Source organism: Acidaminococcus fermentans, assembly GCF_009696675.1.
In the GTDB taxonomy this organism is placed as follows: domain Bacteria; phylum Bacillota; class Negativicutes; order Acidaminococcales; family Acidaminococcaceae; genus Acidaminococcus.
The window spans coordinates 44,399-67,914 of record NZ_VULN01000014.1 but is presented as its reverse complement, the minus strand read 5'-3'; the positions used below and the strand labels follow the sequence as shown (position 1 = coordinate 67,914).

At 58.0% G+C, this 23,516-nt stretch carries 25 protein-coding genes, 1 other RNA gene and 1 riboswitch; of the genes, 25 read left to right on the top strand and 1 reads right to left on the bottom strand.

Translation table 11 applies throughout. The annotated features are described in order from the left end of the window. Positions 1-224 precede the first annotated feature (224 nt). From FX155_RS09640 to FX155_RS09575, 14 genes are all read left to right on the top strand, one after another. Positions 225-611: an ArsR/SmtB family transcription factor gene (locus FX155_RS09640; protein WP_154488535.1), complete on the top strand. Its 387-nt coding sequence runs from the start codon at positions 225-227 to the stop codon at positions 609-611. Between the two features lie 138 nt (positions 612-749). Beyond that, positions 750-1,007: an HPr family phosphocarrier protein gene (locus tag FX155_RS09635; protein WP_012938187.1), complete on the top strand. Its 258-nt coding sequence runs from the start codon at positions 750-752 to the stop codon at positions 1,005-1,007. Positions 1,008-1,019: 12 nt separating this feature from the next. Then, positions 1,020-2,654 carry a phosphoenolpyruvate--protein phosphotransferase gene (gene ptsP / locus FX155_RS09630; protein ID WP_154488534.1) on the top strand — a complete coding sequence of 545 codons (1,635 nt, stop codon included), beginning with the start codon at positions 1,020-1,022 and terminating at the stop codon, positions 2,652-2,654. A gap of 16 nt (positions 2,655-2,670) precedes the next feature. Continuing rightward, positions 2,671-3,396, top strand: coding sequence for a hypothetical protein (locus FX155_RS09625; RefSeq protein WP_154488533.1), 726 nt, complete (start codon positions 2,671-2,673; stop codon positions 3,394-3,396). A 9-nt stretch (positions 3,397-3,405) separates the two neighbouring features. Beyond that, on the top strand, positions 3,406-4,116 hold the full coding sequence (locus FX155_RS09620; protein WP_154488532.1) for a tRNA (adenine(22)-N(1))-methyltransferase: 711 nt from the start codon (positions 3,406-3,408) through the stop codon (positions 4,114-4,116). Then, positions 4,091-4,909, top strand: coding sequence for a Nif3-like dinuclear metal center hexameric protein (locus FX155_RS09615; protein ID WP_326831133.1), 819 nt, complete (start codon positions 4,091-4,093; stop codon positions 4,907-4,909). The genes FX155_RS09620 and FX155_RS09615 overlap by 26 nt, the downstream gene beginning before the upstream one ends. Positions 4,910-4,921: 12 nt before the next feature. Then, a complete protein-coding gene (locus FX155_RS09610; RefSeq protein ID WP_022486710.1) occupies positions 4,922-5,845 on the top strand; it encodes a 3'-5' exoribonuclease YhaM family protein in 924 nt (307 codons plus the stop codon). Positions 5,846-5,879: 34 nt separating this feature from the next. Further along, positions 5,880-6,221: RNase P RNA component class A (rnpB, locus tag FX155_RS09605), an RNA gene on the top strand. Positions 6,222-6,236: 15 nt separating this feature from the next. Then, positions 6,237-6,581 (top strand): thioredoxin, encoded by a 345-nt coding sequence (gene trxA / locus FX155_RS09600; protein WP_308664228.1) that lies wholly within the window; start codon positions 6,237-6,239, stop codon positions 6,579-6,581. Between the two features lie 18 nt (positions 6,582-6,599). Next, positions 6,600-7,541, top strand: coding sequence for a glycosyltransferase family 2 protein (locus FX155_RS09595; RefSeq protein WP_022486708.1), 942 nt, complete (start codon positions 6,600-6,602; stop codon positions 7,539-7,541). Positions 7,542-7,582: 41 nt separating this feature from the next. Further along, positions 7,583-7,705: riboswitch (cyclic di-AMP (ydaO/yuaA leader) on the top strand. A gap of 22 nt (positions 7,706-7,727) precedes the next feature. Beyond that, a complete protein-coding gene (locus FX155_RS09590) occupies positions 7,728-8,426 on the top strand; it encodes an NlpC/P60 family protein (RefSeq protein WP_022486707.1) in 699 nt (232 codons plus the stop codon). A gap of 222 nt (positions 8,427-8,648) precedes the next feature. After that, a complete protein-coding gene (locus tag FX155_RS09585; RefSeq protein WP_022486706.1) occupies positions 8,649-9,077 on the top strand; it encodes an FKBP-type peptidyl-prolyl cis-trans isomerase in 429 nt (142 codons plus the stop codon). 13 nt (positions 9,078-9,090) lie between these two features. Next, a complete protein-coding gene (locus FX155_RS09580) occupies positions 9,091-9,585 on the top strand; it encodes a hypothetical protein (protein ID WP_154488530.1) in 495 nt (164 codons plus the stop codon). Between the two features lie 137 nt (positions 9,586-9,722). Further along, positions 9,723-10,856 carry a cation diffusion facilitator family transporter gene (locus FX155_RS09575; RefSeq protein ID WP_154488529.1) on the top strand — a complete coding sequence of 378 codons (1,134 nt, stop codon included), beginning with the start codon at positions 9,723-9,725 and terminating at the stop codon, positions 10,854-10,856. Between the two features lie 75 nt (positions 10,857-10,931). Here FX155_RS09575 and hydF read toward each other — a convergent pair whose 3' ends face one another. Continuing rightward, positions 10,932-12,149, bottom strand: coding sequence for a [FeFe] hydrogenase H-cluster maturation GTPase HydF (gene hydF / locus FX155_RS09570; protein WP_154488528.1), 1,218 nt, complete (start codon positions 12,147-12,149; stop codon positions 10,932-10,934). 302 nt (positions 12,150-12,451) lie between these two features. On the opposite strand from hydF, the gene dprA reads away from it, so the two are divergent. From dprA to cmk, 11 genes are all read left to right on the top strand, one after another. Continuing rightward, on the top strand, positions 12,452-13,558 hold the full coding sequence (gene dprA, locus FX155_RS09565) for a DNA-processing protein DprA (protein WP_154488527.1): 1,107 nt from the start codon (positions 12,452-12,454) through the stop codon (positions 13,556-13,558). A gap of 12 nt (positions 13,559-13,570) precedes the next feature. Next, positions 13,571-15,646, top strand: a complete 2,076-nt coding sequence (topA, locus tag FX155_RS09560; RefSeq protein ID WP_308664225.1) for a type I DNA topoisomerase — start codon at positions 13,571-13,573, stop codon at positions 15,644-15,646. 13 nt (positions 15,647-15,659) lie between these two features. Further along, positions 15,660-16,976, top strand: coding sequence for a methylenetetrahydrofolate--tRNA-(uracil(54)-C(5))-methyltransferase (FADH(2)-oxidizing) TrmFO (gene trmFO / locus FX155_RS09555; RefSeq protein ID WP_022488348.1), 1,317 nt, complete (start codon positions 15,660-15,662; stop codon positions 16,974-16,976). Positions 16,977-17,038: 62 nt separating this feature from the next. Continuing rightward, positions 17,039-17,974 carry a tyrosine recombinase XerC gene (gene xerC, locus FX155_RS09550; RefSeq protein WP_022488347.1) on the top strand — a complete coding sequence of 312 codons (936 nt, stop codon included), beginning with the start codon at positions 17,039-17,041 and terminating at the stop codon, positions 17,972-17,974. Between the two features lie 12 nt (positions 17,975-17,986). Next, positions 17,987-18,763, top strand: coding sequence for a GTP-sensing pleiotropic transcriptional regulator CodY (codY, locus tag FX155_RS09545; protein ID WP_022488346.1), 777 nt, complete (start codon positions 17,987-17,989; stop codon positions 18,761-18,763). Between the two features lie 176 nt (positions 18,764-18,939). Further along, entirely contained in the window at positions 18,940-19,566 is a 627-nt protein-coding gene (locus FX155_RS09540) for a site-2 protease family protein (protein ID WP_022488345.1), read from the top strand. Between the two features lie 18 nt (positions 19,567-19,584). Continuing rightward, positions 19,585-20,313, top strand: coding sequence for a segregation and condensation protein A (locus tag FX155_RS09535; RefSeq protein WP_022488344.1), 729 nt, complete (start codon positions 19,585-19,587; stop codon positions 20,311-20,313). Then, entirely contained in the window at positions 20,291-20,839 is a 549-nt protein-coding gene (scpB, locus tag FX155_RS09530; protein WP_022488343.1) for an SMC-Scp complex subunit ScpB, read from the top strand. Before FX155_RS09535 ends, scpB begins: the two co-directional genes overlap by 23 nt. A 21-nt stretch (positions 20,840-20,860) precedes the next feature. Beyond that, entirely contained in the window at positions 20,861-21,595 is a 735-nt protein-coding gene (locus FX155_RS09525; RefSeq protein WP_154488526.1) for a pseudouridine synthase, read from the top strand. Then, positions 21,592-22,854, top strand: a complete 1,263-nt coding sequence (locus tag FX155_RS09520; RefSeq protein WP_154488525.1) for an NAD(P)/FAD-dependent oxidoreductase — start codon at positions 21,592-21,594, stop codon at positions 22,852-22,854. Before FX155_RS09525 ends, FX155_RS09520 begins: the two co-directional genes overlap by 4 nt. Then, entirely contained in the window at positions 22,851-23,516 is a 666-nt protein-coding gene (gene cmk, locus FX155_RS09515; RefSeq protein ID WP_022488340.1) for a (d)CMP kinase, read from the top strand. The genes FX155_RS09520 and cmk overlap by 4 nt, the downstream gene beginning before the upstream one ends.

The following is a 23,516-nucleotide window of genomic DNA, read 5'->3' as shown; positions in this document are numbered from 1 at the left end:
AATGTAAGCCGGTATCTGGAAGCCCGGAACGAAACCATGGCCGCCATGGCCAGAGAAGAGACCCAGAAAGTCCTGGGCCAGGTCCTTTACGCCGCCAGCAACGGAATGAAGAACGGATTTGCCCGGTCGGATGCGTGAGCCCCGGCCTGCGACCGGGGGGGTGAATTCTTTCACCCCCTTTTTTATGTTATAATAATCCCAACAAGACTATTGGAGGGATCGTTATGTCAGCGGACCAACTGCCCCACAATCATGGAGAAAATATCAACTACATCCTGAAAGATCTGCCGGAAAATGCCAATTTTTCTGCGGTGTCCGGGCTGTTCAGCAGCCTGGCGGACGCCAACCGGATCAAACTGTTCTGGTTCCTGTGCCACATGGAAGAATGTGTCATCAACCTGTCGGCCCTGATGCACATGAGCAGCCCGGCTCTGTCCCATCATCTGAAGATCCTCCGGGAAAACGGCCTGATCATCAGCCGCCGGGCCGGCAAAGAAATGTACTACAAAGCCGCCAACACCGAGGAAGTCCGGCTCCTCCACCACATGATCGAACTCCTCATCGACATCACCTGCCCGGAGCAGGAGGGAGAAGCAGACAGTACAGAGTGAAGAGTAAAGAGTGAAGAGCCGGGCCTGCCCCCCTGACCGCATAATCCCCTGCCCCCGTCCCTCTGGGACAGGGGCGCCTTTTTATGATATAATAAAATATAAGTATCCATTTTTTTCAATTTCAAGGAGGTCATTCTCATGATTCAATTTACGTATACCATCCAGGATCCTCAGGGTATCCATGCCCGTCCCGCCGGCATGCTGGTAAAGGAAGCGGCCAAATTCCAGTCCAAATGCAGCGTGGCCGGCAACGGCAAGACCGGGGACCTGAAACGGATCTTCTCCCTGATGGGCATGGGAATCAAAGCCGGCATGGAACTGACGGTTTCCGTGGAAGGACCGGATGAAAAAGAAGCGGCAGCCGCTCTGGAAGCATTCCTGAAAGCCAATCTGTAAGGAGGACAGTCCATGAAGCTTGTACAAGGGAAGGGAGCCTCAGCCGGGGTTGCGGCAGGGCCCATCCTGGTAAAGCCGGCAGGCCGTCAGCCGGAGATCCGGCTGGACACCTGTCTGGATCCCCAGCAGGAACTGAAACGGCTCCAGGCTGCCCAGCAGCAGGTCATCGAAATCCTGGAAGGGCTGAAGGAAAAAGCCCGGCAGCAGGTGGGGGAAGAAGAAGCCGGCATTTTTGAAGTCCATCAGATGATGGTCCAGGATCCGGATCTGTGTGACACCATTACAGGTCTGATCCAGGAAAACCACATGACGGCGGAAGGGGCGGTCCGGGAAGCGGGCAGCCAGTTCGCCGCCATGCTGGAAGCCATGGACGATGAATACATGCAGGCCCGGGGGGCCGATGTGCGGGCGGTGTGCGGCCAGCTGGAAGATGCCCTGGCCCAGGGAGGCCGGAGCTGGACGGAACTTCTCACCCAGCCTTCCATTATCTGCGCCGACGACCTGACTCCCAGTGAAACCCTCCAGCTGGACAAATCCCTGATCCTGGGCTTTGTGACCAGCGGAGGCAGCGCCAACTCCCACACCGCCATCCTGGCCCGGACCATGAAGATCCCTGCCATCGTCCATACAGGAATCACCCTGGATGAAGACTGGAACGGTACCCTGGGAGCCCTGGACGGGGGCACCGGGAATTTCTGGCTGGATCCGGAACCTCAGGTGCTGGAAGCCCTGAAGGAAAAACAGCAGCAGCACCGGGCGGCGGAAGATGCCCTGGAACAGTTCCGGGGGAAACCCACCTGCACTGCCGACGGCCGGACCATCGCCCTGTACGGGAACATCGGCCAGCCGGAAGACATCGACCTGGTGCTCCAGAACGACGGGGAAGGGGTAGGCCTGTTCCGCAGTGAATTCCTCTATCTGGGACGGGAAGACTATCCTACGGAAGACGAACTGTTCGAAGCTTACTGTACCGCTGCCCAGGAACTGGAAGGCCGGAAGCTGATCATCCGGACCCTGGACATCGGGGCGGACAAAAAAGTGGGCTATTTCCAGCTGCCGGAAGAAGAGAATCCGGCTCTGGGATTCAGAGCCATCCGGATCTGCCTGAAGCGGCCGGAAATTTTCCTGACCCAGCTCCGGGCCATTCTCCGGGCTTCCGCCTATGGGGAAGTGGCAGTGATGTTCCCCATGATCGTATCCGTGGAGGAAGTGAAGGCGGCCCGGGCCCTTCTGGAACAGGCGGCAGCCAGCCTCCGGGCAGGAGGAATCCCCTTTGACGAAAAGCTGGAAGTGGGGATCATGATAGAAACCCCGGCGGCGGCCATCATCAGCGACGACCTGGCCCAGTACGTGGATTTCTTCAGTATCGGCACCAACGATCTGACCCAGTACACTCTGGCGGTGGACCGGCAGAACGCCAGCCTGGAAGAACTGGGGAAGGCCAGCCACAAGGCGGTGCTCCGGCTTATCGACCTGACCATCCGGAACGGCCATGCCGGGGGCTGCTGGGTGGGCATCTGCGGAGAAGCCGCAGCAGACCCGGAACTGATCCCTTATTTTGTGGCCATGGGTGTGGATGAACTGAGCATGTCCCCCGGGAAGATCCTGGGGGCCCGGAAGCTGATCAGCACCCTTCGGGCGGAATGAGAAAGGAGGCGGACCGTTGATCGATCTGGATTTGAAACAGGCGGCGGACAAAGCCATTGCCCTCCAGCCGGATAAACGGGTCCTGCCTTTCCTGTACCAGGACCAGGCCCTGTTCATCAAACGGAAACTGTCCAACCACCGGAACGCCTTTGCCAAACAAAGTGTGGAAGGGGCCTTCTGGTGCGAGGTGTATAAAATCATGACGGTGAACCAGTATTTTCCCCTGGCACCGGAAATCGTCCTGCTCCAGGATGACTATTTTGTCATGAAAGCGGTGGGCAAGACCCTCCAGGGGGTGGCCAAGGAAGCCCCCTGGAAGGACTGCCGGCTGGAAGCCTACCACAAGGCAGGGGAAGCCCTGGCGAAGCTCCACCAGATGGGGCTCCACCATGGCCGGCCGGCTCTCCGGGATATTGCCTATGACAAGGAACAGGACAAGATCACTTTCCTGGACTGGGAAAATGAAAAGCGGTTCATCGACGCGGACCCCCGGGTGCTGGATCTGTTCCTGTTCGTCCACAGCTGTTTCCGGGAAAAGAGTTGGAAAGACAGGAGCCTGTTGGAAGAAGCCATGAAAGGCTACTGCAACAGCCCGGTGGGACGGGAAATCCTCCGCCAGGCCAAGGCTCTTATCGGCAGATACAAAACGGCTTTTGCTCTGTGCGAAAAGCTCCGGTGCTTCGGCTGGCGGGACGTGACCAGCCTGGATGATGCCCGGAAGTTCATCCTGGAACGGGAGTAAGGAGAAACCATGCATTTTGGACCTCGATTGGAGGCAGTGGCGGCCCTGGTGCCTCCCTGCCGGACCCTGGCAGATGTGGGCACGGACCATGCCTACCTGCCGGTACTGCTGCTCCAGGAAGGAAAAATTGAGCAGGCCATTGCCGGGGATGTGGTCCCCGGTCCCTGTGAGGCGGCCCGGCACACGGTCCGGCAGTTCCATCTGGAAGAACGGATCACCGTGCGCCAGGGCAGCGGCCTGACCGTGGTGGCCCCGGGCGAAGTGGAAACGGCTGTCATGGCAGGCATGGGGGCGGAAACCATGCTGCAGATTCTGGGGGAAGCCCCGGAGGTGTGGCAGCATCCCGCCTTCCGACATCTGGTGCTCCAGCCCATGAGCGATTCCTGCCGGCTCCGGCTTTGGGCGGAAGACCATGGCTGGGCGGTGGTCCGGGAGGAGCTGGTCCGGGAGGGAAAGCGGCTTTATGAACTGCTGCTCCTGGAACCATCCCCGGGCTGGAAATATCCTGGCAGCTGCCGGGAAGTGGGGGATGATCTGGTCCGCCGGCATCATCCCCTGCTGGCAGAATTCGTGGCGGAAAAGAAAAAGAAGATCCAACGGCTGCTGACCCAGATGGACCGGAGTGAGCGGGCCCGGGCCAGCCGCCAGTACAAGGAATATGAGACCCTTTGGAAACAACTGGAGGAAATTGACTGTGGAAACGGAAGAAATGGGAAGTAAGGAAACCACCGTAACGGACATTTGTCTGTTCATGAACCAGCTGGCCCCTGTAGCTTATGCGGAAAGCTGGGACAACCCGGGGCTGCTCCTGGGACATCTGGCCCAGCATGTGCACAAGATCCTGGTGGCCCTGGACCTGAGCCCGGAAGTGGCGGAACAGGCCATCGAACAGGAATGTGACATCATCATCACCCACCATCCCTATTATTTCAGCCTGCCCAAGACCCTGGCGGTTACGGACACCAAGATGGAAGTGCTCTATGAGCTGATCAAACACGATGTGGCTCTTTATGCGGCCCATACCAACCTGGATGCGGCCAAAGGCGGGGTTAATGATGTACTGGCCGCCCGGCTGGGTCTGGAAGATGTAACGGAAATCCCCCGGAAGGACTGCCCGGAACAGGGACTGGCCCGGATCGGGGTGCTGGCCGAACCGATGGAACTGAAGGCTTTCGCTGCCAAGGTCCGGGATGACCTGGGTGCGGAACACCTGACCTTTGCCGGCGGGGAAGAACCGGTTTACAAAGTGGCCGTAGTAGGCGGCAGCGGAGCCGACTTTATGGAGGATGCCCTGGCGGCCGGTGCCGATACCCTGGTTACCGGAGATCTGAAGTACCATGTGGCCCAGAAGGCCCTGAACCTGGGGCTGAATGTAGTGGACGGCACCCATCAGCTTACCGAGAGCCCGGTGATCGACAAGCTGGAACAGGTGCTCAACACCTGGCGGGATGAATCCGGCCGTCATTTTGAAGTGATCCGTGCCGAAGAAGAACGGATCCTCCAGACGGTGTAAGGGGCGGCTGTCATGATCCGAGATCTGCAGTTGGGGAATGCCATGGAACAACCCTGCCTGGTCCGCCTCCAGAAGGTGGGCACCTCCTCCAACGGCAAGCCTTATGCCAAGGGGCTGCTGGAAGACAACAGCGGCTGCATTCCCTTTATCTGTTTCGAAGCCGGTCCCATTGGCCGGCTCCGGACCATGGAGGCCCCTTCTCCCTATATCATCGGGGGAAAGGTGGATGTGAACAAATATTCCACCACCATGGCCTACCAGGTGATTGTCCAGAAGGTCCAGGCGGTGACGGAAGAGGACGATCTGTCCAATCTGCTGCCCAGCGGCCACATCGATCTGGAAAAATACAAGACAGAATTCCAGGCCTTTATGGGCCGGATCCAGGATGACGGCCTCCGGGAACTGGTGGAAACCCTGTTTTCCGGGAATACCCTCCGGCAGTTCTTGAAGAATCCGGCGGGAATGCGGCTCCACCATGCCTATGTGGGCGGGCTGCTCCACCACACCGTGTGCGTCACCCGGCTGGCCGTGGCCATGGCCGGGGCCATCGGGAACGTGGATCTGGACCTGGTGATTGCCGGGGCCCTGCTCCATGACCTGGGAAAGATCCGGGAAATCTCTTCGGATCTGGGATTCCCCTATACCACCGAAGGCCGGCTCATGGGCCATATTTCCATTGGAGCCATGGCCGTGGACCGGGCTGCCCGGAAGATCCCCGACCTGTCGGCGGACCGGCGGGAACGGCTCCTCCACATCATCCTCAGCCATCACGGGGATCAGGACAAAGGATCCCCGGTGGTGTGCGTCACCAAGGAGGCCTTCATCGTCCATTATGCGGACGAAGTGGATTCCATCATGAATCAGTTCCACGAAAAAGAACGGAGCGAATCCTGGGAATACGACAAAATGTTACAGCGGTACCTGTGGAAGGTTTGACGGATTGACCAACCTATGGTATCATTTCATCCAGTGAGTGCGGAAAGATAATCGCGGCAGCCTTTGTGCTGATGAGGAAAGTCCGAGCTCCGCAGGGCAGGATGCTGGATAACGTCCAGTGGGGGCGACCCTAAGGAAAGTGCCACAGAAAACAAACCGCCGGCTTTGCCGGTAAGGATGAAACGGTGCGGTAAGAGCGCACCAGCGGTCAAGTGATTGGCCGGCTTGGTAAACCCCATCCGGAGCAAGACCAAATAGGGAAGGGATGAAGCGGCCCGCTGATCCTTCCGGGTAGTGTCGCTTGAATCTGCAGGCAACTGCAGGGCTAGATAAATGATTATCGTTGACAGAACTCGGCTTACTGAGCACTCACCTTTTTGAAAAATACCTTGTGCGGAAGCACGAAGGAGGAAATACCATGGAAATGATGCATATTGGCAGCGCAGACGCTTTTGACAAACTGATCCAGGATGCAGGCAAACCGGTACTGGTGGACTTCTGGGCCACCTGGTGCGGTCCCTGCCGGATGCTGGCTCCCGTTATCGAAGACCTGGCAGCAGAACATCCGGAAGTCCAGTTCGCCAAACTGGATGTGGACCAGGTGCCAGACGTGGCCATGCGGTTCAACGTATCCGCCATCCCTACGGTGGTGCTGTTCAAGGCCGGCAAGGAAGTCCAGCGCTTTGTAGGGGTTGAACCCAAAAGTGCCTACGAACAGGCTTTGGCCGTTTTATAACGGAAAGGAAGACAATGCATGAAAAAGATCTCTTTTGTCGTGCCTGTCTTCAATGAAGAGGAGAATATCCACGAGTTTTACAGGCGCCTTACGCAAGTAATGGCGCCTTTGCCGTATGATTACGAAATCCTGTTCATTGACGATGGTTCCAAAGACCGGACCAGCCAGCTGATCCGGGAACTGGCAGAGAAGGATCCCAATGTCCAGGGGTATGTGTTTGCCCGGAATTTCGGCCACCAGCTGGCTCTGACCTGCGGTCTGGACCAGTCCACCGGGGACGCGGTGATCTCCATGGACGGGGATCTCCAGCACCCGCCGGAAATGGTGCCGGAACTGCTGAAAAAATGGGAAGAGGGCTTCGAAATCGTCCAGACCGTGCGGAAAGCCACGGAAGACGCCACCTGGTTCAAAAATATAACCTCCCGCTTATACTACAAGCTGATCAATTCCATGAGCGAAGTGCGGATCACCCCTGGGGGCAGCGATTTCCGGCTAATGGACCGGAAGGCGGTGGATGCCCTGAACCGGTTCCGGGAACGGGCCCGGTTCATCCGGGGGATGGTGAACAATCTGGGGTTCCGGTACACCACCCTGGAATTTGTGGCACCGCCCCGGTTCGCCGGCCATTCCAAGTTCAATCTGCGGAAAATGCTCCGGTTCGCCCTGGACGGGATCACGGCTTTTTCCCGGGTGCCCCTGCGGCTGGCCCTGTATGTAGGGTGCATTGCAGGGCTGGGGAGCATCCTGCTCATCGGTCATGTCATTTATGTGAAATATATTATCCAGGATGCGGTTCCCGGGTGGACCACCCTGGCAGCGGCAGAGTTCTTCCTGGGAGGTGTGGAGCTGATCGGCATAGGGATCGTGGGAGAATATGTGGGCCGGATCTTCGATGAAGTGAAACAAAGACCTTTGTATATTATTCGTGAACATATCGTGAAAAGTGGTAACAGCCAATAGACAGCGAATAAGAGAATTGTTATAATTAGAACCGGCAAAACTAAATAAAAAAGCCGAATCACAGCAATGTGAACGGGGGAACCAAAGTGGGGTTAATTTCTTCGGAATAGGGCATCTCGACCCGCACCCGGCAGCTAACTTCGTAGGCGTAATCGAGAGGATGTGTTTATTATATTTAGGAGGATGATGCTTGGCGTAGTGCTGGCAGCGGCAACCACCGCAGCAGTGGCACTGCCTGCGCAGAACGTTTTTGCCAGTTTCAAACAGGGTCAGTCAGGACCGGAAGTGGCAGCCATCCAGGAACAGCTCCTGATGGAAGGCTACGATATCGGGATCCCTGACGGGGTCTATGGAGCCCGTACCGTGGCTGCAGTAAAGAAATATCAGGCCAGCATGGGTCTGGCAGCAGACGGGGTCATCGGGAACTTCACCTACAAAAAGCTCATGGGCAGAGAAATGCCCACCCACCGTACGCTGAACACCAACCGGGGCTATGGCAGCAGCTATGGTTACGGCAGCAGCACGGCCAGAGAGCTGATCAGCACCGCTTACGACTATGTGGGCGTGCCTTATGTATTCGGGGGGACCACTCCCTGGGGCTTTGACTGTTCCGGTTACACCCAGTACGTGTTCCGGCAGATGGGGATCGAAATCCCCCGGACAGCGGATGCCCAGTACTATGCTTTCCCGAAAGTTTCTTCCAGCGAGCTGGAACCGGGAGACCTGGTGTTCTTTGAAACTTATGAACCGGGCCCTTCCCACTGCGGCATCTACATCGGCAACGGTCAGATGCTCCAGGCAGGGAGCAGCACCGGTGTCACCGTATCCAACGTATTCAGCGGATACTGGGGCGCAAGATATATCGGAGCGGCAAGAGTCCTCTAACAGCCGCTTCCCCGTCAGGGATGATCCCTGACGGGTGTTTTTTTGTATGGAGAACATTTGCCGGTGGCAGATGGCTTTGCATGGAAACGCAGCCCCATCGGCCGCCGGCCGTTGACAAAAGCCGCCGGACTTACCGGCGGCCTTTCTTGCCATTTACTTTCCCCGTCCAGTACGGTACAATTAACACGATTGACTATAAAAACTGACAGAATGGAGAAAACCATGAGCAACGAAAACAAAAAAGTCAAAGTCCATTACGAAGGCACCCTGAACGACGGGACCAAATTCGATTCTTCCTATGACCGGGGCGAGCCTTTGGAATTCGTGGTCGGGGCCGGCATGATGATCAAGGGGTTCGATGATGCGGTCCGGGATATGGCTGTAGGGGAAGTGAAGAACATCCACCTGATGCCGGAAGAGGCCTATGGCCAGCCCAATCCCCAGAACATCCTCACCGTGGAAATTGCCAAGATGCCCGGTTCGGAAAACCTGGAAGTGGGCCAGCGGGTGGCCCTGGGCACCCCCAACGGCCAGCAGATCCCGGTACGGGTTACGGAAAAGACCGAATCCACCATTACCTTCGATGCCAACCACGAAATGGCCGGCAAGGAACTGAATTTCAAGATCGAACTGGTCGAGGTGGAAGGGTAAAAGGAGGATTCTCATGAACCCTTTGTATTTCCTGGAACACCAGTTCTTCCCGGCTGTGGTTTATCCGGATCCGGAAGGGAAGCAGATCAGCCCTTTTCTTTTGGGGAATGCCTTTGGAACCCTGTGTGCCAGTGTTCTGGCGGATCTGCCGGAAACCGGGGACGAGAACGAAAGGTTCTATCAGGAAGAGGATTTCACCGCGGAAGGACTGGAGATCCGCAATGAACATACGGGGCACTCCCAGTTCTATGTGCTGCGGATGCATTTTCCTTTTGAAGCGGGCTGGAACTTCAACACTCTGTGCCCCCGGGCCTACCTGGTCCACGGGCTCCAGGGAGAAAATCCCCGGTATTATACGGTGGAATATGACGCCAATACCATGGGGTATATGCTGTGCAGCTGGGACGGAGAAGGGAACCACACCAATTTCGGCCCGGTGGACCTGGGAGAAGACCCGGAACTGGCCACGATCCTGAAACGGGAGAAGGGGAGGGCCGCTGACCATTGACAGCTGACCATTGACAAAGGCCGCCGGAGGTTCCGGCGGCCTTTCTATTGGGAAGGAAAACGCCAGGGGCGTTTTCCAACCCTTCCATTTGTGCTATAATGGGAGCAATTCTGTACGAGAGAGGCTGGCTGGTTCTTATGGGTATTTCATTGGCAAAGGGCCGCAGGGAATCCATCATCCTGCGGACCAGTTTCATCGGTATCGGAGTGAACGTGCTCCTGGCCGGGTTCAAGGCGGTGGTGGGGTTTTCCACCAACTCCATTGCCATCCTGATGGATGCGGTGAACAACCTGTCGGACGTGCTGTCTTCGGTGATTACCGTGGCCGGGGCCAAACTGGCGGACCGGAACCCGGATTTTGAACATCCCTTTGGCCATGGCCGGTATGAATACCTGAGTGCCCTGGTGATTTCCATCATCATTTTCTATGCCGGGGTCACGGCCATGGTGGAAAGTGTGAAAAAAATCATCGAACCGGAGGTGCCGGAATACACCACCGCCTCTCTGATCCTTTTGGTGGTGGCAGTCATTGCCAAGATCATTCTGGGCCGGTATGTAAAGGCCAAAGGCCAGGAAGCGGATTCCGGAGCTCTCATCGGGTCCGGGTCCGATGCCCTGTTTGACGCGGTACTGTCTTTTTCCGTACTGGTGGCGGCTTTGGTGTATCTGGAATGGGGGCTCCCTCTGGAATCCTATGTAGGGGCCCTGATTGCCTGTTTCATCCTGAAAAGTGGCTATGGGATGCTCCGGGATACCCTGAATGAAATCCTGGGAGAGCGGCCGGATCCCCAGCTGGTCCGGGAAATCAAGAATCTCCTGGTGGCGGAACCGGAAATCCAGGGGGCCTATGATCTGATGATCAACAACTACGGACCGGGCCGGAACTATGCCTCTGTGCACATCGAACTGCCGGATGTGATGACCGTGGAACAGGTGGACCTTTTGACCCACCGGATCCATGAAAAAATCTTCAAGGCCACCGGGGTCCATCTGTCCGGGGTAACAGTGTATTCCTACAATACCCGGGATCCGGAGGCGGCAGCCATCCGGGAAAAAGTGAGCCAGATGGTGATGCGGCACCCCTGGGCCCTCCAGGTCCACGGGTTCTATGTGGACCGGAAAGCAAAGACCATGCGGTTCGACGTGGTGGTTACCTTCGGCCGGGACCGGGGACCCATCGTCCAGGAACTGAAAGAAGAAGTGGGGAAGCTGTATCCAGGCTACGCGGTATCGGTGGACGTGGACAGGGATATATCGGCGCTGCAGGGGTGAAAAAGGGCTGTGAAAAAATGAGGAATCATTTTTTCACAGCCCTTTTAGTCGGGGGTGTGGATTTTCACACCCCCGTTATTTCACTTTCTCCGCCAATTCCGGGAACGGGGCCAGGACTCTGGGGAGGATCCCGTTCATACAGGCTATGGCAATGCCGTAGTTGGTCATGGGGATGTTTTGTTTATGGGCGGCACTTTGCCGGTAGGCCACTTCCTGGGGATTCAGCATACAGGCCCCGCAGTGGACGATGAGCTTGAAGGGGCTCAGGTCGTCAGGGAATCCCTTGCCGCTGCTGTAATGGAAGTCAGGCTGTGCCCCGGAATACTTCCGGATCCAGTTGGGCAGCTTTACGGTACCGATGTCGTTGCACTGCCGGTGATGGGTGCACCCTTCGGAAATCAGCACCGGATCCCCGTCCTTCAGGTCTTTCAGCTTCAGGGCTCCATCCAGGAAGGCGGTGAGCTGGCCTTTGTACCGGGCAAACAGGATGGAGAAGCTGGTGAGCCGGATCTCCGGAGGCACCATCTGGTTCACCGTATGGAAGGCCTGGCTGTCGGTAATCACCAGGCTGATCTTTTTGCCCAACAGGCTGATGATCCCGGTCAGTTCCTGGGGCTGGACCACAACGGCACTGCAGTGGCCGTCCAAGAGTTCCCGGATGGTCTGCTGCTGGGGCAGGATCAGCCGTCCCTTGGGAGCGCTTTCATCGCAGGGCACCACCAGCACCATCAGGGCGTTGGGTTCCAGCAGGTCCAGGAGCAGGGGCTTTTTCACCCCATCTTTTCCCAGGGCCTGGGAGATCCGTTCCTTCAGTTCCCAGATCTGGGTACCCGCCTGGGCACTGACCAGCATGCTGTGATCCTTCAGGTCTTCCGGCAGGGTGAAGCTGGGCACCAGGTCGCATTTGTTGAACACTACCAGGTAGGGGATCTTCCGGTCCCGGATTTCCTGGAGCAGCTTCCGGTCGAAAGCATTCATGCCTGTGGACGCATCCACCACCAACAGGGCGATGTCCGTGCTCCGGAGTACCAGCCGGGCCTTTTCGATCCGGGACTGGCCCAGGTCCGTGTCGTCGTCCATCCCCGGGGTGTCGGTGAGGAGTACCGGCCCCAGAGGCAGGATTTCCATGGCTTTGGAAACCGGGTCGGTGGTGGTGCCCTTGTAGTCGGACACAATGGCCAGGTCCTGGCCGGTAATGGCGTTGATCAGAGAAGATTTGCCGGCGTTCCGGCAGCCGAACAGACCAATATGGACACGTTCCCCGGACGGGGTGGCGTTAAGAGATGCGGGCATGGAAAGTTCCTCCTTCAGGAATTGAAATTTGCCGAACATTGGTCAAACAGAAAACATAAATTGTTTGTGAATATCATACAATAAAAGGGGGGAAGGTGCAAGGGCTGCGTTTCTCTTCAAAAGGACCCGTCAGTTACGGGTCCTTTCCAGCGGCCAGCGGCCGGTAACAGGAGACCGGTGACAGGGGTTGTTCATACAACGTGCAACAACCCCTCTTGATTTTTCAGACAGTTTCCATGTATACTAATACTCGTTTGCAGGCGTAGAAAACTTCTATTATATGCAGCAAGGGATGTGAGCCTATGGAAGATGTGTATTGTGCAGCCTTGGCAGATCTGCTGAGCTACGAGGCCCCTCAGGGGGTACCTTTGCTCCGGGAGGCCTTCGGGTCTCTGGAAAAAGCCTGGAAGGCGGGGACAGGGGAACTGAAGGAGGCGGGGCTTTGGAGCCCGGCTCTGGACAAGGTCTGGCAGTCGCCCCACCGGAGAAATCTGCCGGAAAGGATCTGGGACTGGTGTGAGCATCACCAGGCCCGGGTGATCAGCCGGTGGAATCCGGACTACCCGGTTTTGGTGGACCAGCTGGCCGCTCCTCCACCAGTGCTCTATGTAAAGGGCACCCTGCCGGACCAGCCGGCCTGTGTGGCGGTGGTAGGGTCCCGGAAGGCCACGGATTACGGTCTGGCCGTGGCCGCCCGGTTTGCCCGGGCGGCGGCCCTCCGGCAGGTGCCGGTGATCAGCGGGGGCGCCTACGGCATCGATGCGGCGGCCCACAAGGCGGCCCTGGATGCAGGCGGCCCCACAGTGGCCGTACTGGGCGGCGGACTGGGGGAATTGTATCCCCGGCGCCATCTCCGGCTTTTTGACCGGATCGCCCAGCAGGGAGCCCTGGTGACGGAATATGCCCCCTGGACTCCGCCCCTGCCCCAGAACTTCCCTCTGCGAAACCGGATCATCGTGGGCTTTTGCCGGGCAGTGGTGGTGGTGGAAGCTGCCATCCGCAGCGGGGCCATGAGCACCGCCCATGCCGCTCTGGACGAAAACCGGGAACTGTTCGCCGTCCCCGGGCCCATCTTTTCCGAAACCAGCCAGGGCACCCACCATCTCCTGAAGCAGGGAGCCCGGGTGGGGGATGATCCCCAGGAAGTACTCACCAGCCTGCTGGGGCCGGAAGAGGGAACTCTGCCCCAGGCCGGAGAAGAACCGGACCTGTTCCGGGATTTCGCTCCCGATGAAAAAGAAAAAGCCGGGGCCCTGTGCCGCTGGCTCCAGAAACACCAGGGCAGTTCCCTGGAACAACTGGCCGATGCATTCCCCTGGCCCCTGGCCGTGCTCAGTACCCTGCTCCTGGAGCTGGAACTGTCCGGCCGGGTCCAGCGGAACAGCCGCAATCGCTATCATGCAGTTTAGGAGGAGAAAATCGTGACGAATAAACTGGTCATTGTGGAATCCCCTACGAAAGCCAAGACCATCGAAAAATTTCTGGGCAAGACCTTTACGGTACGGGCCTCCATGGGCCATCTCCGGGATCTGCCCAAAAGTCAGTTCGGTGTTGACGTAGAGCATCATTTCACTCCCAAATACATCAATATCCGGGGGAAAGGACCTTTAATCAAGGAACTGAAGACCCTGGCCAAAAAAGCCGACAAAATCTATCTGGCAACGGACCCGGACCGGGAAGGGGAAGCCATTGCCTGGCACCTGAGCTACATCCTGGGGGTGGATCCGGCGGCTCCCTGCCGGATTTCCTTCCATGAAATCACCCAGACCGCCATCAAAGGGGCTCTGAAGGATCCCCAGTCCATCGACATGGACAAAGTGGACGCCCAGCAGACCCGGCGGATCCTGGACCGGATCGTAGGGTACCAATTGAGCCCTCTCCTGTGGCGGAAGATCCGGAAGGGCCTCAGCGCCGGCCGTGTCCAGAGCGTGGCGGTGAAGATCATCTGCGACCGGCAGAAGCTCATCGACGACTTCGAACCGGAGGAATACTGGACTTCTTCCGTGGTGCTGGCTCCCGGCAAGACTCCCAAGATCACGGCGGATGTGGTGAAACGGGATGGGAAGAAACTGGAAATCCACAACCGGGAAGAAGCGGACCAGGTGACGGAAGACCTGAAGAAGGCCAGCTACCAGGTGACGGACTGCTCTGTCCGGGACCGGCTGCGGAAACCGGCGCCTCCCTTCACTACCAGCAGTCTCCAGCAGGAAGCCAACAAAAAGATGAACTTTTCCACCAAAAAGGTCATGATGCTGGCCCAGCAGCTGTACGAAGGGGTCACCCTGGGCCGGAAAGGCTCTGTAGGGCTCATTACCTATATGCGTACCGACTCGGTGCACCTGGCGGATGCGGCGGTCAGCGAGATCCGGGGCTATGTGGATGCCAATTACGGTCCCAGTTACCTGCCCAAGAAACCCAATGTGTACAGCAGCCGGAAGAATGCCCAGGAAGCCCATGAAGCCATCCGTCCCACCAGTGTGAGCCGGACTCCGGAAGATGTGGCGCCCTATCTGGACCGGGATCAGCTGCGGCTCTACACCCTGATCTGGAAGCGGACGGTGGCCAGCCAGATGGCCAGCAGCGTCAGCACCCTCACCACCCTGACCATTGCCGGGGACAATTACGAACTCCGGGCCACCGGTTCCGTGGTAAAGTTCGACGGGTTCCTGAAGCTGGCGGACCGGAAGGACGAGGAAAAGGACAAGAAGGTTCCGGCTCTGGAAAAAGGCACGGCCATGAACCTGATCCGGGTGAACGAGGCGGTCCAGCACTTTACGGAACCCCCTGCCAACTTCACCGAAGCCACCCTGGTCAAGGAACTGGAAGAAAAGGGCATCGGCCGGCCCAGCACCTATTCGCCCATTATCCAGACCATCCTGGCCCGGGGCTATGTGGCCAAGGAAGGGAAGAAGCTGCTGCCTACGGAACTGGGGAAACTCACCATCGACATGCTGACCCAGTATTTCTCCCCCTTCATCGACGTGCCCTTCAGCGCCCATATGGAAAGCGAACTGGATGCCATCAGCGAGCACAAGACCGATAAGGAAACGGTGCTCCAGGAATTCTACGGTCCTTTTGAAAAGGCTCTGAAGGTGGCGGATGAAAACATCCCGGTGGTGGAAAAGCCCGTGATCGTCAGCGATGTGAAATGTGAGAAATGCGGCCGGTTCATGGTGGTGAAGGAAGGCCGCCACGGCAAGTTCCTGGCCTGCCCCGGATTCCCGGAATGCCGGAACACCAAGCCCATCCTGGTGAAAGTGGGGGTGAAGTGCCCCCAGTGCGGCGGGGATCTGATCGAACGGCACAGCAAGACGGGACGGCTGTTCTATGGCTGCGCCAACTATCCCACCTGCCGGTTCACCTCCTGGGACAAACCCACCAACGAAAAATGCCCCCAGTGCGGCAGCATGATGGTGGAACACAAGGAGCGCAGCGGAAAGACCGTGCTCCACTGCAGCAAAGAGAAGTGCCCCAACGCTTCCCTGAAGAAGAAATGAAAGGAAAATTTCCATGACCGTCCATATTATCGGAGCCGGGCTGGCAGGCTGTGAAGCGGCCTGGCAGCTGACCCGCCGGGGGATCCCGGTGATGCTCCACGAAATGCGCCCGAAAAAAAGCGACCCGGCCCACCATACGGCCCTGTTCAGTGAGCTGGTATGCAGCAATTCCCTTCGGGCCAACAACATTGAAAACGCCGTGGGCCTGCTGAAGGAGGAAATGCGCCGGCTGGATTCCCTGATCATCGCCTGCGCCGATGCCCACCAGGTGCCTGCCGGGGGAGCCCTGGCAGTGGACCGGGAAGGGTTTGCCCAGGCCGTCACTGACGCCATCCGGGAAAATCCCCTGGTGACCCTGGTGGAAGAAGAGGTCACTGATTACAGCCGGTTCGCTCCGGAGGACTATGTAATCACCGCCTCCGGACCTCTCACCAGCGGGGCCCTTTCCGAAGCCATCCAGCAGCTGGTGGAAAAGGATTACTTCCATTTCTTCGATGCGGCGGCCCCCATTGTCACCGTGGATTCCCTGGACCAGGACAAGGTGTACAAGGCTTCCCGGTACGACAAAGGGGAAGCGGCTTATTACAACTGCCCTTTCACCAAAGAGGAATACCTCCGGTTCTGGCAGGAACTGTGCCATGCAGAAACGGCTCCGGTGAAGGATTTCGAGCACAATGTGTTCGAAGCCTGCATGCCCATTGAAGAAATGGCCCTCCGGGGAGAAGACACCATGCGGTTCGGACCTCTGAAGCCGGTGGGACTTCCGGATCCCAGGACCGGGGAGGACCCCTATGCAGTGGTCCAGCTCCGCCAGGACAATGGGGCCGGGACCCTGTACAACATCGTAGGGTTCCAGACCCATCTGAAATGGCCGGAACAGAAACGGGTGTTCCGGATGATCCCGGGACTGGAAAATGCGGAATTCGTCCGGTACGGGGTGATGCACAAAAACTCCTACCTGAACAGTCCACTGCTGCTGAACCCGGATTATTCCCTCCGGAACCGGCCTCATTTCTATTTTGCCGGTCAGATGACCGGGGTGGAAGGGTATGTGGAAAGCGCCGCCTCCGGTCTGGCGGTGGGAATCTATGCTGCCCGGGCCATAGCCGGGAAAAAACAGGTGCTGTTCCCCAAAGAGACTGCCATGGGAGCCCTGAGCCACTACATCAGCAACCCGGAGGTAAAGCATTTCCAGCCTATGAACATTAATTTCGGGCTGATCGCCCCCTGGGATGGCCCCAGGATCCGGGGGAAAAAAGAGAAAAATGCGGCTATAGCTGCCAGAAGTCTAAACTTTCTCGAAAATGTAAAAAATAACTTGCATGATTAGTCTGAATATGGTAGTATGAATTGTCGGGAATTCAATAAAATTCGTACAATTTGAGGCTTGCCATGGAACTGACACATACTCCGGGTTCCTCAGAAAAACTTGGGAAATGGGCGGAGGACTTTGCCACCTATCTGGAGGTGGAAAAGGACGCCTCCCCCCTGACCATTGAGAATTATCTGGCGGATATCCGGCATTTCAGAGACTTTATGGTCCGGCGGAAGGAATCTTTCAGCTGGCCCCAGGTCACTGTCCTGGACATCCGTTCCTATCTGGCGCTGATGCACGATGATAAACTGGCCCGGCGGACCATCGCCCGAAGGATTTCTTCTCTTCGTTCTTTCTACCGGTATCTCCGGCGGGAAGACCGGGTGAAGACCAATCCCTTTACCCAGGTGCGGACTCCCAAACTGGAAAAGAAGCTGCCTGTATTTTTGGAAGAATTTGAAATTAATCTCCTGCTGCGGATGCCGGACTGTACCACTGTCCTGGGCCGCCGGGACAGGGCCATCCTGGAATTCCTCTATTCTACAGGCTGCCGGGTTTCCGAATTGGTGGGACTTACGCTGACCCGGGTGGATCTGGGCAACCGGTATGCCATCCTGATGGGGAAGGGCCGGAAGGAACGGCTGGTGCCTTTGGGGCATCCCTGTGTGGCGGCCATGGAAGACTATCTCCGCCGCAGCCGAAGGCAGCTGATGGTCCGGTACCAGGCAGCTCCTCATCAGGCTGTGTTCGTGAACAGCCGGGGGACACCTCTCAGCAGCCGGAGCGTACGGAGGATCCTGGACAAATACGTGGACATGTGTGCCCTGCAGAAACATGTGAGCCCCCACACCATACGGCACACCTTTGCCACCCATCTGCTGGATCACGGGGCGGATCTGCGGGCTGTACAGGAATTACTGGGACATGTGAGCTTATCCACAACACAAATTTATACTCATGTGACGGCGGAACGTCTCACCGCAGTCTATGAGAAACATCATCCAAGGGCCTAGGAGGGACTTACTATGTTAGCTTTACTGGAAAAAACGCGTATGATCAACAAACTGCTTCAGAACACGGAAACCGTCAGCTACAAAAAGATGGCGGAAGTGCTGAAGGACGTCATCAAGGCGAACATCTACATCGTCTCCAGCGACGGAGAGCTGCTGGGCTACTCCATCCTGGACGGCTTTGAATGCGAGCTGATGATCAAAAAAGTGCTGGATGTGGGCCGTTTCCCTGCCGACTATGTGAAATGGCTGGAAGGAATCCGGGAAACGTCTTCCAACTACCGTCTGGTGAAGAACATGTGCGCTTTCAGCGAAGGGACCAAATGCCTGTTTGAAAGCAAATACACCACGGTGGTGCCCATTTTCGGGAACGGTGTCCGTCTGGGGACCCTGATCCTGGGGAAATTCAAGAAAGAATTCGTGGACAGCGACCTGCTGCTCAGCGAATATGCCGCTACGGTCATCGGCATGCAGCTGCTCCACGACAAAGCCATGCATATTGAAGAAGCCAGCCGGAAGAAGGCCATGGTCCAGATCGCCTTCTCCAACCTGAGCTACAGCGAACTGGAAGCCATTTCTGAAATCCTCAAGGCACTGCCCGGGGACGAAGGACTGCTGGTGGCCAGCAAGATCGCCGACCAGGCCGGGATCACCCGGAGCGTGATCGTCAACGCCCTGCGGAAATTCGAAAGCGCCGGGGTGCTGGAAACCGAATCCCTGGGAATGAAAGGGACCTATGTACGGATTCTCAACGAATACCTGCGGGATGGGCTGAAAGAACACAAAAAATAAGGAAATGGGGAAAAGGGTCAGGCTGCAGGATGCAGTTTGACCCTTTTTCGGCTTTATGGTAGTATGATAGGGATATGGGGCTGCTGCCCCGTCAGCTGTCAACGGTCAGCGGCCGCAGGAGGCCGGCTGCGCCGGCTCTGATTTGAATTCTACCTAATGGAAAGGAAATTTTCCCTATGCTCAATCTGGATGCGTCTCTGATCTACCGGATCCCGGCGCTGCTGTTTACCATTACGGTCCATGAATATGCCCACGGGGCCATGTCCGCCAGCCTGGGGGACCCTACTCCCGAATCGGACGGACGGCTTACCATGAATCCCCTGGCCCATCTGGACCTGATCGGGTCCCTGATGCTGGTACTGGTGGGGTTTGGCTGGGCCAAACCGGTGCGGGTGGACCCCCGGTATTATCCCAACCCCCGGGAAGGGATGCTGAAAGTGGCTTTTGCAGGCCCGGCCAGCAATCTGTTCGTCACCTTTCTGGCCATGTTCCTCCAGCTGTTCCTGGCCCGGTACTTCAACGCCGGCCGGGGCGTGCTGCTGTTTTTGAACTGGCTCATGCTGTACAATGTATGGTTTGCCTTCTTCAACCTGATCCCCATTCCCCCCATGGACGGATACAAGGTGCTCCAGACGGCGCTGCCTCTGGACAAGGCCCTGGCCTATGAGCGGATGGTGGGGCCCTATACCAACCTGATCCTGATCATCCTGTGCTTTACCGGAATCGTGGGCCTGGTGATCAATCCGCTGTCCACTCTGTATCTCCAGCTGTGCCGGGGAATCCTGGCCCTGTTTCTGTTCTGACCGGGAAGAAGGCGGCCTGTGTACCAAGTGAAACTGGCGGATTTCCAGGGCCCGTTGGACCTGCTGATCCACCTGATTGAAAAAGACAAAATCGATATTTATGATATTCCCATTGTTTCCGTTACGGAGCAGTACATTGCCTACATCAATGCCATGCAGGAATACAACCTGGACGTGGCCAGCGAATTTTTGCTGATGGCGGCCATCCTGCTCCAGATCAAATCCCGGATGCTGCTGCCCCGGGACCCGGAGGAAGAGGGGGAGGAAGAACCGGATCCCCGGCAGATGCTGGTGGACATGCTGGTGGAATACCGGAAAACCAAAAAGCTGGCCCAGGCTCTCCGGGAATGTCTCCAGCGGGCCAGCCTCCAGACCGCCCGGTCTCCGGAACCCCAGGGAAAGGTGCTCCAGAAGGTGAAGCGGTACGGCCTGGCGGACCTGCTCCGGGCCCTGGCCGGGCTCATGCCCCGGCAGGAGGACGAGGAAACGGTGATTCCCCGGCAGGAATTCCCCGTCCAGGAACGGATGGAGGCCATCCGGGAGACGCTGGGCAAAAGAAAGGAAAAAATGGATTTCCGCCAGCTGCTCCAGGACCGGAAAAACCACAGCGAGGTGATCGCCACCTTCCTGGCCGTGCTGGAACTGCTGCGGCTGAAGGAAATCGATCTGATCCAGGAAGAGCCTTTCGGGCCCATGGTCCTGGAACCCCGGAAGGAGGAGGCCCATGAAACTGAAGAAAACCGCTGAGCTGGAAGCCCTGCTCTTTGCCAGCGGGGATCCCCTGACCCTGGAGCGGGCGGCAGGGGCCCTGTTCTGTTCCACCGAAGAAGTGGCCCAGCTGCTGGAAACCCTCCAGCAGGAATACCAGCAGGCCGGCCGGGGCATCGAACTGCGCCAGGCGGCGGGAGGCTGGCAGCTGGTAACCAAGAAGGAAGCGGCGGGCCTGGTGCGCCGGCTCCAGGAAAAACAGGAAGTGAAGCTGTCCAATGCAGCCATGGAGACCCTGGCCATTGTGGCCTTCAAGCAGCCGGTGACCAAAAGCGAAATGGAAGCCATCCGGGGGGTGAAGGTGGACGGGGTGCTGAGCACCCTGGTGGAACTGGACCTGGTGGGGGAAGTGGGCCGGAAGGAAGTAATCGGCCGGCCCATCCTTTACGGCACTACGGAGGAATTCCTCAAGGCCTTCGGCCTCAATTCCCTGGAGGATCTGCCCCAACTGCCGGAAGAAGTGCTGGAAGGCCGGCTGGAAGAACCGGAACCTTTATTTGACTGAGTGAAAGGATTAGACAACCATATGGAACAAACCAAAGAACGGCTCCAGAAAGTCATGGCAGCCGCCGGTGTGGCTTCACGCCGGGAATGTGAAAAGATCATCCTGGCCGGACGGGTGCAGGTGAACGGAAAAACGGTGACGGAACTGGGCACCCGGGTGGGGAAGGCGGACCGAATCACCCTGGACGGGAAGGCCATCCACCGGAAAAGCGCCCGGCACACCTACCTGCTGTACAAACCCAAAGGGGTGGTGACCACCATGAAGGATCCCCAGGGCCGGCGGACGGTGGCGGATCTGATGGCGGGGCTCCACCAGCGGCTGTACCCGGTGGGACGGCTGGATTATCTCACAGAAGGGCTGCTGCTCATGACCAACGACGGGGAGCTGGCCCAGCATCTTACCCATCCCAGCCACCATGTGGACAAGACCTACGAAGTGGAAGTCCACGGCCGGGTGCCGGAAGAAAAACTGGACGTGCTCCGGCTGGGGGTGCCCCTGGAAGACGGGCTCACTTCTCCTGCGGTGGTATATGTGAAGGAATGGAATCCGGACAAAAACCTGACCCGGTTCACAGTGACCATCCATGAGGGACGGAACCGGCAGGTCCGGCGGATGTGCGACTTCATTGGATTCCCGGTGAAATCCCTGAAACGGATCCAGGTGGGAGACCTGACCCTGGAGGGGATGAAAAAAGGAGAGTTCCGGGAACTGACTCCCGAAGAAGTAGCCTCCCTGGAAGGACAGGATAACAAATGAAGCGGGTTGTGATTGTGGGAGCCGGAGCAGCCGGGATCCTGGCGGCCATCAAGGCGGCGGAAAACGGAGCCCGGGTGCTGCTCCTGGAAAAAATGGCCATGCCCGGCCGGAAACTGATGATCACGGGCAAGGGACGGTGCAACATCACCAACGCCTGTGACATGAGGGACATGATCCCCATGCTGCCGGGAAACGGAAAATTTTTATTTGGGGCTTTTCATACCTTCACCAATCGGGATATAATGGAGCTGTTGGAAGAAAACGGACTGCCGGTGAAGGTGGAACGGGGAGGCCGGGTGTTTCCCCAGAGCGACCGGGCCCTGGATGTGGTGGAAACCCTGGAGAAGATCCTCCGGAAAAAGAAGGTGGAACTGCGGACCAACACCCGGGTCCGGGAACTGGTGCTGGAACAGGGACGGGTCACAGGGGTGGTCTGCGGGGACGGCAAGATGATCCCGGCGGATGCGGTGGTCCTGACCACCGGCGGGGCTTCCTATCCCCGGACCGGTTCCACCGGGGACGGGTATGCCCTGGCCCGGGAAGCCGGGCACACCATTGTGCCTCCCCGGCCGGCCCTGGTGCCCCTGGAAAGCGACGACCCGGAGATCCGGTCCCTCCAGGGCCTGAGCCTGCGGAACGTGCGGGCCACCCTGCTGAAGGGAAACAAGGTGCTGGGCCAGGAATTCGGGGAAATGCTCTTCACCCATTTCGGGGTCAGCGGGCCCATTGTGCTGACCCTGTCCCGGGCGGCTTCCACCGCCTGGAAGAAGGATCCCCAGGCTCTCCTGGACCTGTCCATCGACCTGAAGCCGGCCCTTGCTCCGGAACAGCTGGACGCCCGGGTCCAGCGGGATTTTGCCAAATACAGCCGGAAGCAGCTGAAAAGCGGACTCCATGATCTGCTGCCCCAGAGCCTGATCCCGGTGATCATCGACGCCGCCTGCCTGAAACCGGAGCAGGAAGTGAACCAGATCACCCGGAAGGAGCGGCAGCGTCTGGTGGAGACCCTGAAAAACTTCATGGTGCCCCTGACCGGCACCCGTCCCCTGGCGGAAGCCATTGTCACCGCCGGGGGCGTAAGCACCAAAGAAATCAATCCCTCCACCTTTGCCTCCAAAAAAGTGCCCAACCTGTACTTTGCCGGAGAACTGATGGATGTGGATGGATATACCGGCGGCTACAACCTCCAGGCAGCCTTTTCGTCAGGCTGTGTGGCAGGGACTCACGCCGCTTTGGATGGAAAAGAGGAATCTGTGTGAAAAAAATCATCATTGCCATTGATGGCCCGGCGGGAGCCGGCAAAAGCACCATCGCCAAAAAGGTGGCGGCCCTTCTGGGCTATGCCTACATCGATACGGGAGCCATGTACCGGACGGTGACCCTGCGGTTTTTGGAAAGCGGGAAGCCTTTCAGCGACGAGACGGTCACTTCTATCGCGGACCAGATTGCCATTACCTTCCGGTACGCTGATGGAGTGAACCGGGTCTTTGCGGACGGGGAGGAAGTCACCGATGCCATCCGCAGCCTGGAAGTGTCCCGGAACGTGTCCAAAGTGGCAGCTGTAGGCGGGGTGCGCACAGCCATGGTGGCGGCCCAGCGGAAGATCGGCTGTGAGGGCGGCGTGGTCATGGACGGCCGGGACATCGGCACCGTGGTATTCCCTCAGGCCCAGCTGAAGGTGTTCCTGACAGCTTCTGTGGAGGAACGGGCCCGGCGCCGGTATCTGGAACTGAAGGAAAAGGGTACGGAGGTATCCCTGGAAGACCTGGAAAAACGGATCGCCCAGCGGGATGCCCTGGATGAAAACCGGGAGATTTCTCCCCTCCGGTGTGCGGAAGACGCCCGGTATCTGGATTCCACCCATCTTTCCATCGATCAGGTGACGGAACAGATTGCCGCCATGGCCAGAGAGGTGCTGTAA

Excerpts from the sequence above, each read along its gene's own strand:
- FX155_RS09640 (WP_154488535.1), top strand. The coding sequence starts at position 225 with ATGTCAGCGGACCAACTGCCCCACAATCATGGAGAAAATATCAACTAC.
- FX155_RS09635 (WP_012938187.1), top strand. The coding sequence starts at position 750 with ATGATTCAATTTACGTATACCATCCAGGATCCTCAGGGTATCCATGCC.
- ptsP (WP_154488534.1), top strand. The coding sequence starts at position 1,020 with ATGAAGCTTGTACAAGGGAAGGGAGCCTCAGCCGGGGTTGCGGCAGGG.
- FX155_RS09620 (WP_154488532.1), top strand. The coding sequence starts at position 3,406 with ATGCATTTTGGACCTCGATTGGAGGCAGTGGCGGCCCTGGTGCCTCCC.
- FX155_RS09610 (WP_022486710.1), top strand. The coding sequence starts at position 4,922 with ATGATCCGAGATCTGCAGTTGGGGAATGCCATGGAACAACCCTGCCTG.
- FX155_RS09595 (WP_022486708.1), top strand. The coding sequence starts at position 6,600 with ATGAAAAAGATCTCTTTTGTCGTGCCTGTCTTCAATGAAGAGGAGAAT.
- FX155_RS09590 (WP_022486707.1), top strand. The coding sequence starts at position 7,728 with ATGCTTGGCGTAGTGCTGGCAGCGGCAACCACCGCAGCAGTGGCACTG.
- FX155_RS09585 (WP_022486706.1), top strand. The coding sequence starts at position 8,649 with ATGAGCAACGAAAACAAAAAAGTCAAAGTCCATTACGAAGGCACCCTG.
- FX155_RS09580 (WP_154488530.1), top strand. The coding sequence starts at position 9,091 with ATGAACCCTTTGTATTTCCTGGAACACCAGTTCTTCCCGGCTGTGGTT.
- FX155_RS09575 (WP_154488529.1), top strand. The coding sequence starts at position 9,723 with ATGGGTATTTCATTGGCAAAGGGCCGCAGGGAATCCATCATCCTGCGG.
- hydF (WP_154488528.1), bottom strand. The coding sequence starts at position 12,149 with ATGCCCGCATCTCTTAACGCCACCCCGTCCGGGGAACGTGTCCATATT.
- dprA (WP_154488527.1), top strand. The coding sequence starts at position 12,452 with ATGGAAGATGTGTATTGTGCAGCCTTGGCAGATCTGCTGAGCTACGAG.
- trmFO (WP_022488348.1), top strand. The coding sequence starts at position 15,660 with ATGACCGTCCATATTATCGGAGCCGGGCTGGCAGGCTGTGAAGCGGCC.
- xerC (WP_022488347.1), top strand. The coding sequence starts at position 17,039 with ATGGAACTGACACATACTCCGGGTTCCTCAGAAAAACTTGGGAAATGG.
- codY (WP_022488346.1), top strand. The coding sequence starts at position 17,987 with ATGTTAGCTTTACTGGAAAAAACGCGTATGATCAACAAACTGCTTCAG.
- FX155_RS09540 (WP_022488345.1), top strand. The coding sequence starts at position 18,940 with ATGCTCAATCTGGATGCGTCTCTGATCTACCGGATCCCGGCGCTGCTG.
- scpB (WP_022488343.1), top strand. The coding sequence starts at position 20,291 with ATGAAACTGAAGAAAACCGCTGAGCTGGAAGCCCTGCTCTTTGCCAGC.
- FX155_RS09525 (WP_154488526.1), top strand. The coding sequence starts at position 20,861 with ATGGAACAAACCAAAGAACGGCTCCAGAAAGTCATGGCAGCCGCCGGT.
- FX155_RS09520 (WP_154488525.1), top strand. The coding sequence starts at position 21,592 with ATGAAGCGGGTTGTGATTGTGGGAGCCGGAGCAGCCGGGATCCTGGCG.